The organism is Curtobacterium sp. USHLN213, from assembly GCF_037144815.1.
Classification (GTDB): domain Bacteria; phylum Actinomycetota; class Actinomycetes; order Actinomycetales; family Microbacteriaceae; genus Curtobacterium.
The window spans coordinates 201,414-208,873 of record NZ_JBBCYQ010000008.1 but is presented as its reverse complement, the minus strand read 5'-3'; the positions used below and the strand labels follow the sequence as shown (position 1 = coordinate 208,873).

Genomic DNA, 7,460 nt, shown 5'->3' with positions numbered 1-7,460 from the left:
ATGAGTCACGGGGTCAATAAATTGGCATTGACAATGTGCACGCTGTTGAGTTCTCAAGGACCAGACGCACTCCCCACTCGACCCCGAAAGAGGTTCCGCCAGAGAGGCTTTTGGCTTTCGTTGCCCGGGGAAGAACCGTGGTGGACAAGATCTCCGGGTCTGTGACCAGGTGACCGTCTCGGCCGTTCCGTTCTCCGCCTCAGCGGCAACGAGTGATTACTTTACGCAGAGGTGAACGGCAGCACCAACCCGGGCCACATCCCGGGCGTGTCGGCTCTGCGAGGCCCGGAAACACGGGGATCGCGCGGTACGGGCAGTGCCGACCTGCGCCGGGAACGACGGAAGGCACGGTGCGAACCCGCACCGTGCCTCCCGAACGGACGAACCGGACCGACCTACTCGGCCGCAGCCAACTGCCCGCACGCACCGTCGATCTCCTTGCCGCGGGTGTCGCGGAGGGTCGTCGGGATGCCGGCGGCGTTGAGTCGGCGGACGAACTCGTCCTGCACGTGGACCTCGGACGAGGTCCAGACCGAGCCGGGCGTCGGGTTGAGCGGGATCGGGTTCACGTGCACCCAGCCCTTGCCGCGCTTGTTCAGCTTCTCGGCGAGCAGGTCGGCACGCCACGCGTGGTCGTTCATGTCCTTGATGAGCGCGTACTCGATCGAGACACGTCGGCCCGTCTTGACGAAGTAGTTGTGGGCGGCGTCGATCGCCTCGTCCGCCTTCCACTTCGAGTTCACCGGGATGAGCTCGTCGCGGAGTTCGTCGTCGGGCGCGTGCAGGGAGAGCGCGAAGGTGACGGGGATGTCCTCGTCGGCGAGCTTGTTGATCGCGGGGACGAGCCCCACGGTCGACACGGTGATGCCGCGGGCGCTCATGCCGAGACCGTTGGGTTGCGGCGCGACCATGATCCGGACGGCGTCCATCACGCGCTTGTAGTTCGCGAGCGGCTCCCCCATGCCCATGAACACGATGTTCGTCACGCGCTCGGCGTCGACGCGGTCCTTCCCGCCCTTGCGGGGATCACCGCCCAGCTCCCCCGCGGCGATGGCGGCGTTGGCACGGACGATCTGCTCGATGATCTCGGCCGTGGACATGTTCCGGGTGAGCCCGGCCTGCCCGGTCGCGCAGAACGGGCAGTTCATCCCGCACCCCGCCTGGGACGAGACGCAGAGCGTGATGCGACCCGGGTACCGCATGAGCACCGACTCGACCAGCGCCCCGTCGTGGAGCTTCCAGAGGAACTTGATCGTGTCGCCCTTGTCGGTCGCCAGACGACGGGTCTCGGTGAGGAGGGGCGGGAGCATGCCCGCCACGAGTTCCTCGCGCTGGGCCGCCGGCAGGTCGGTCATCTGCGCGGGGTCGGACGTGTAGTGCGTGAAGTAGTGGGTCGAGAGCTGCTTGGCGCGGAACTTCGGCAGCCCCAGCTCGACGACCTTCGCCTCGCGCTCGGCGACCGTCATGTCGGCGAGGTGCACGGGCGGCTTGCCACGCTTCGGGGACGCGAACTGCAGCAGTGGCCGGCCGTCGGTCCCGGTGGCCTGCGTCCAGCCCTCGGTGCGCGGACGCACCTGCGGACGAGCAGAGCGCTGCTCTTCGAAGGGGGTGCGGGTCTCGGAGGCCATCACTCCAGTTTACGGGACGACGACGCTCCGCGGGTGCCGGTCAGCTGCCGGCGGGGAGCACGCGGGCGAAGTGGTGCGCCGCGGAGTACATCGGCACGATGTCGACGACCGCGCCGGGGTGCGGCGCCTGGAGCACCAGTCCGTCGCCGAGGAAGATGCCGACGTGGTCCTCGTTGTCGTACACGACGAGGTCGCCGGGCTGCGCCTCGGACTCCGGGATCGTCGTCGCGGCGGCGTCCTGCGTCGGGACGTAGTGCACGAGCGGGATCCCGACGGCCGCGTACGCGACCATCGTCAAGCCGGAGCAGTCGATGCCCTCGTGGCTCGCGCCGCCCTCGACGTACGGGTCGCCCATGTACTGCAGGGCGGTGGAGACCACGGTCGCCCGGTCGCCACCGGCGGAGAGGATCTTGGAGATCGCGTCCTCCGCCTGCTGGGTGCTGACGCCGAACTTCGTCACGATCGTCGGGTAGGACACCACGGTCGTGGTCGTCGTCATGCCGTCGGTCGACACCACGGGGACCTCGACGTCCCGGGCGACGGTGTAGGTCTGCGTGTGCTGCGAGGTGGTCGTCCCGTGGTGCGCGTCGGTCGACGGGGTCGCGGCGTTCGCCGGGACCGCGAGCGTCAGGCTCGAGGTGATGGCCAGCGCGGGCGCGAGGAGCACCGCTGCGCGCTTCGCGTTGGCAGCCCGGCGGACGTGCCGCGGGTCGACCGCACGTTCGGCTCGGAGCGCTGCGGACCGGGACAGCACGGCCGCTCCGGCGACGGCCGTCGAGGCGACCGGGCGGGTGTTCGACAGGGACACGCTGCGCGCCGGCTTCTCGTGCTCCACGAAGGTCGAGCGGGCCACGGCGGGGCCGAACGCGGAACGACGTCCGCGGGGACGGCGCAGTTCGACGGCTTCGGTCGTGGCCGCGCCGTCGGGGGCTGCGGGCAGTGCGTGGCGTCCCATGGTTCCTTCCGGGTCGGACGAGCCGGCCCGAGCAGATGACGAGGCGACTCGGGAAGATAACGTATTGGTCACGAACCTGGGCCCCGCTGGGCACTCGCCGCGGGTTCCTGCAGTTCGTCACAGGCTCGGGCGTTCCTCGCAGCCCGTTCAGAACCGGCCCGCACGGCTCCGGACGCGGCTCAGGCGGGGGTGGGCCGCATGACGGCGGCGATCCGCGCCTCCCGAGCCCGTGCCAGGTCGTCGAGGCGGGCCGCCAGGGCGCGCACCGACTGGTCGACCGGCGCGTCCCCCGAGATGTCCCCCGGCGACGGCCGGCGGATCAGGGGCGACTGAGCCGCAGGTGGCTCCGCACCCGGTCCTGCACGGCGCTGGCGTCCGGGTGGTCCCAGAGCGCGAAGTGGGTGCCGCCGGGCAGGACGAGGAGCTCCGCTCCCGGCACCTCGTCCGCCGCCCGGACGCTGTTGGACGGCGGGACGTCGACGTCCGCGTCACCGTGCAGCAGCAGCGTCGGCGCCCGGACGGCTCCGAGGTCGAGGTCGGTGACCGCGCCGAGGTTCCGGACGTCCGCCTTCCAGCCGGCACGGTGCGGGCCCGCGGTGTTGCCGGTGCGGGCGAGGTCGAGCAGGAACGTGCGACGCTCCGGGTCGCGCAGGATCCCGCGGACGTGCTCGCGGAGCCGTCGACCGCGCAGGGAGCTCACGCCCGAGACCGCGAGGCGCACGACGACGCCGGGCACCAGTCGCGCGGCGGCCCGGGCGAGCGCGGCGCCGAGGAGGGTGCCGCCGACCAGGCGCTCCGGTGCGGAGACCTCCGGGGGCGTCCAGGGACCGGTCAGTCCGGCCGCCACGACGAGGGAGTGGACCCGCTCGGGGTGGCGGACGGCGAACCGGTAGGCGGCGGGGGCCCCGCCCGACCACGCGAGCACCGCCACGCGGGCGATGCCCAACGCGTCGAGGACCTCGGCGTACCGATCGGCCTCGTCGTCGAGCGAGTCGTGACCGGGTCGGACCCGGGTGCCGAGGTACCCGGGACGTGAGAGCGTGACGACGCAGAAGTCGGCGGACGGCAGGAACCGCGCCATGATCTCGGCGACGTCGATCCCGCCGGGGGTGCCGTGCACGACGAGGACGGGAGCGCCCGCGCCGCGGACGGCGAACTCGGTGTCGTCGGTGACGACGGGACGCGTCTCTGGTGGCATCACCCGACGATATCCGCGGCGGCGATGAGTCGTCTCCGACCGCGGAGGGTGTCCCCCGGGTACTCGCCGTACATCGAGAAGTACGACCCCGAGAAGCGCCCCATGTGCCGGAAGCCGCAGGAGTGCGCGACGGTGGCAACGGAGGTCTCGCGGGGGTCCGCGAGCTGCAGGCCGAGGCGGGCCTTCTCGAGGCGCAGGTCGCGGAGGTACGCCATCGGGGTGCTGCCCTCGCGCCGTTGGAACCCCTCCTGCAGGGTCCGGACGCTGACCTCGGCCGCGGCGGCGATGTCGGTGGCGGCGATGGTCCGGTCGAAGTGCGCGTACATGAACGCCTTCGCACGTTCGACCGTCCCGGCGGGCGCAGCGGTCCCCCGGCGGTCGGCATCGGAGCGGAAGGCGCCGAGCACGGCCTCGGCGAGCCGCAGGTCGAGCGCGGCCCGGTCGGCGTCGACCACGGCGACGTCGAGCAGCGGACGGGCGACCTCGCGCAGCACGGCCTGCAGCGGCGCGAGGCGTTCGGCGGACACGGTCACGGGGAAGGCGAGGGGCACGGGGGCGGCGTCGGTCCCCACGACCGCGACGGCCTCGAGGAAGTCCGCGTCGAAGTGCACGAGGTGCTTCGTCCCTGCCGGTGCCGAGACGTGGAAGGGGCGTCCGGCCGGGTACATCACGGGCACGCCGGCGCGGAGGAGCACGTCGTCGTCCACCACGATGCCGCCCTCGACCGACCACGCCAGCAGGTACTGCCGTTCGGGTGCGAGGAAGCCGGACCGAGCGGCGGACACCGACGACGTGCGGAGACTCAGGCGACCGTCCCCGGTGGCGCGGTACCGGAAGCCGAACGGCGACGAGGACGGGGCGAAGGCCATGTCGTGGCCGTCGTACACGCCGCGGTAGAACTCGAGTGCTTCATCGGGGTCGGTGCCGCTCTGGAGGACCTCCCGGACGGAGGTCCGACGGACCTCCGCGGTCGAGGACTCCGCCGGCGGCCGGTCCGCCGCGGGGATCACCGTCGCTCCGGACCACCAGGCGATCGCTCCCCGACGAGGTCGGCGAGCGACGGCTCGGACTCGACGGGGACGGCCCAACCGCGGCGTGTTGCCCGTCGGAGGTGTCGGTACGTGGTCACCCGCACCGGCTGGACGTCGGCGTTCGACTCGTAGCTGCTCAGTTCCTGGCTGCTCATGGCGTGCTCCCTGCTCGCGAGCCCGGCTCCGCCTCGGCCTCATGGATGCCGACGTCCAGAACGGCCTCAGGGTCAAGGAGGTGCCATCGGAGCGTCGGGAGGACGCGGATCGATGCCGTCTTCTCCAGCGACGGTACGCGCGTGCCGGACAGCCCACGTGGACCGGACACCCAGCCCGCGCTATCCGGACGGACCGCTGTCGGCACGGTCTGGATTGTTCGCATACAATGCGAACATGTTGATCACCGTCGACCCCGGCGCGCGGGCATCGCTCGCGGACCAGGTGGCCGCCCAGATCCGGCACGCGATCGCCCGCGGCGAGTTCCGCAACGGCGAGCGGCTGCCGTCCGCGCGCGAACTCGCGGCCGCCGTCGACGTCAACGTGCACACGGTGCTTCGGGCGTACGCCCAGCTGCAGGACGACGGGCTCATCGAGCTGCGCCGGGGCCGCGGTGCCACGGTGCTGCGATCGGGCAACGCGTCGTTCGACCGGCTGCGGTCGCTGGTGGTGGAACTTCGTGCGCAGGCGGAGGCCCTCGGGGTCCCGCTCGACGACCTGTACGCGATGATCAAGGGGGCACGATGACGACTCGGACGATGGGGACCGGCGCACGACTGGCCGTGGTGGGACCGAGCGTGGCGGTGGCCGTCGCGCTGGTCGTCACGGCGCTCGTGCTCGGACCCGCGCTGCCGGCACGGGTGGCGACGCACTTCGGCGCGGACGGTGTCGCCGACGCCTGGGGGTCGCCGTGGCCGTTCTTCTGGGGGTCCCTCGTGGTGGCCCTGGTCGCCGCCGGACTCGCGGTGGTGGCGCTCGGACGCAGCGACCGCCGGACGTGGGCGACCCTGCTGCTGGTGGCGAACCTCCTGAGCGGGTCCGTCGCGACCGCGTGGATCGCCGAGGCGATCGTGAACCGCGTCGACGACCCGACGTTCCCGGTGTGGTGGGCCGCCCTCACGCTCGCGGTCGGTGTCGCCGTGGCGGTGTCGCCGACGATCGCGCTCGTCCGGACGGCAGCGCCGGTCCCCGCGCACGACGTCCCTCCGTTGGACGTCCCGACGGACGCCCGGGTCGCCTGGCGTGCACGGGTCGGCAGCCCCTGGTTCGCGGGGCTCGGCGTGGTCCTCGTCGTCGGCGGCGTCGTCGCGGCCTGGGCCACCGCGTCCGCGTCCGCGTCCGCCGACATCGGCGCGGCCGTGGTGTCGGGCGGGCTGCTCGTCCTCGCCGGGATCGCGGTGGCGGTGCTCGCGCGGGTCGAGTGCACGGTCGATCGACGCGGCCTCCGGCTGACCTCGACGTGGACGCGGATCCCCCTCGTGCGGGTCCCGCTCGACCGCATCGAGTCGTGCGGGTGGGAGCAGGTGTCGCCCGGGCAGTGGGGCGGGTGGGGCTACCGGATCTCCGGCCGGGGTGTGGCGTACGTGGTCCGTTCGGGGCCGGGGCTCGTCGTCCGGCTCCGGGGCGGCGGAGCGCGGGTGGTCACGGTCGCCGATGCCGAGCGCGGTGCGGCGGCGCTCGGCGCGCTGCTCCGGGCACGCGGGCACGCCTGACCCCCGGGGCGCGTGCGCTCTTGGTGAGCAGGAATGGTCGGGTCGGTCGAGCGGACCCGACCATTTCTGCTCACCATCGAGCAGCGCGGCGGGGCGCGGGGGCGCGGGCGCGGGCGCCCGGGGGCGCGGCGCGGCGCGGCGCGGCGCGGCGCGGCGCGGCGCTACAGGCTCGTCATGCCGCCGTCGACCCGGAAGAGCGCGCCGGTCGCGTAGGACGACTCGTCGCTCGCGAGGTACACCATGATCCCGGTGACGTCGTCCGGGGTCCCCGCCCGGCCGAGCGGCGTCCGGGACACGATCGCCGCGCGGGACTCGGGGTCGCCCGAGATCGTCTGGACGAGCGCCGTCTCGGTGTAGCCCGGCACGACGGTGTTGGCACGGATGCCGTCACGGGCGTAGGCCATCGCGGTGGCCCGGACGAGCGCGTGGACGCCGCCCTTCGTGGACGAGTAGGCGGCGAAGTCGGCGCCCTCGCCGTTCAGGCCGGTCGGCGACCCCGTCACGATGACGGACCCGCCGCCACCGGCCGCGAGCATCGCCCGGACGGCGTGCTTCACGGTGAGGAAGGTGCCCGTCAGGTTCACCGCGAGCGTGCGGTTCCAGGTCTCGAGCGAGACGTCGGCGACCTTGGCGTCGTGGCCGAAGAGCTGCACGCCGGCGTTGGCGACGACGACGTCCGGCACGGCGCCGCGGGCGACCAGGGTGGCGAAGCTGGCCGCGACGCTCGACTCGTCCGCGATGTCCACGGTGAGCGCGATCGCCGAGTCGGCAGTGGCAGCCGCGGCAGCCGCCGCACTCGCAGATGCAGCGGCAGCCGCGGCGTCCCGGTCCGCGTACACGACCCGCGCCCCCTCGGCCACGAACCGGTCCGCGATCGCCCGCCCGATCCCCGATCCGGCCCCGGTCACCAGGGCGGTCTTCCCGGTCAGTCGTCCGGCCATG

The 7,460-nt window shown here is 72.9% G+C and carries 8 protein-coding genes; 2 read left to right on the top strand and 6 right to left on the bottom strand.

Annotated features, from left to right (window positions below; genetic code table 11):
- Nucleotides 1-395 precede the first annotated feature (395 nt).
- From rlmN to WFH25_RS12855, 5 genes are all read right to left on the bottom strand, one after another.
- Entirely contained in the window at nucleotides 396-1,628 is a 1,233-nt protein-coding gene (gene rlmN, locus WFH25_RS12875) for a 23S rRNA (adenine(2503)-C(2))-methyltransferase RlmN (RefSeq protein ID WP_070416448.1), read from the bottom strand.
- A 40-nt stretch (nucleotides 1,629-1,668) separates the two neighbouring features.
- Nucleotides 1,669-2,583: a C40 family peptidase gene (locus WFH25_RS12870; RefSeq protein ID WP_071295487.1), complete on the bottom strand. Its 915-nt coding sequence runs from the start codon at nucleotides 2,581-2,583 to the stop codon at nucleotides 1,669-1,671.
- A 319-nt stretch (nucleotides 2,584-2,902) separates the two neighbouring features.
- A complete protein-coding gene (locus WFH25_RS12865; protein WP_336697967.1) occupies nucleotides 2,903-3,781 on the bottom strand; it encodes an alpha/beta fold hydrolase in 879 nt (292 codons plus the stop codon).
- The gene (locus WFH25_RS12860; RefSeq protein ID WP_071303625.1) at nucleotides 3,781-4,791 is read right to left on the bottom strand and encodes a helix-turn-helix domain-containing protein; all 1,011 of its coding nucleotides are present in this window, start codon (nucleotides 4,789-4,791) and stop codon (nucleotides 3,781-3,783) included. The genes WFH25_RS12865 and WFH25_RS12860 overlap by 1 nt, the downstream gene beginning before the upstream one ends.
- Nucleotides 4,788-4,967, bottom strand: a complete 180-nt coding sequence (locus WFH25_RS12855; RefSeq protein WP_070416453.1) for a hypothetical protein — start codon at nucleotides 4,965-4,967, stop codon at nucleotides 4,788-4,790. Before WFH25_RS12855 ends, WFH25_RS12860 begins: the two co-directional genes overlap by 4 nt.
- Before the next feature lie 235 nt (nucleotides 4,968-5,202).
- On the opposite strand from WFH25_RS12855, the gene WFH25_RS12850 reads away from it, so the two are divergent.
- Both WFH25_RS12850 and WFH25_RS12845 read left to right on the top strand, forming a co-directional pair.
- The gene (locus tag WFH25_RS12850; protein ID WP_336697965.1) at nucleotides 5,203-5,553 is read left to right on the top strand and encodes a GntR family transcriptional regulator; all 351 of its coding nucleotides are present in this window, start codon (nucleotides 5,203-5,205) and stop codon (nucleotides 5,551-5,553) included.
- Nucleotides 5,550-6,518, top strand: a complete 969-nt coding sequence (locus WFH25_RS12845) for a DUF1648 domain-containing protein (protein ID WP_336697964.1) — start codon at nucleotides 5,550-5,552, stop codon at nucleotides 6,516-6,518. The genes WFH25_RS12850 and WFH25_RS12845 overlap by 4 nt, the downstream gene beginning before the upstream one ends.
- Nucleotides 6,519-6,679: 161 nt before the next feature.
- On the opposite strand, the gene WFH25_RS12840 is transcribed toward WFH25_RS12845, so the two are convergent.
- A complete protein-coding gene (locus tag WFH25_RS12840; RefSeq protein WP_336697963.1) occupies nucleotides 6,680-7,459 on the bottom strand; it encodes an SDR family NAD(P)-dependent oxidoreductase in 780 nt (259 codons plus the stop codon).
- Nucleotide 7,460: the final 1 nt, after the last annotated feature.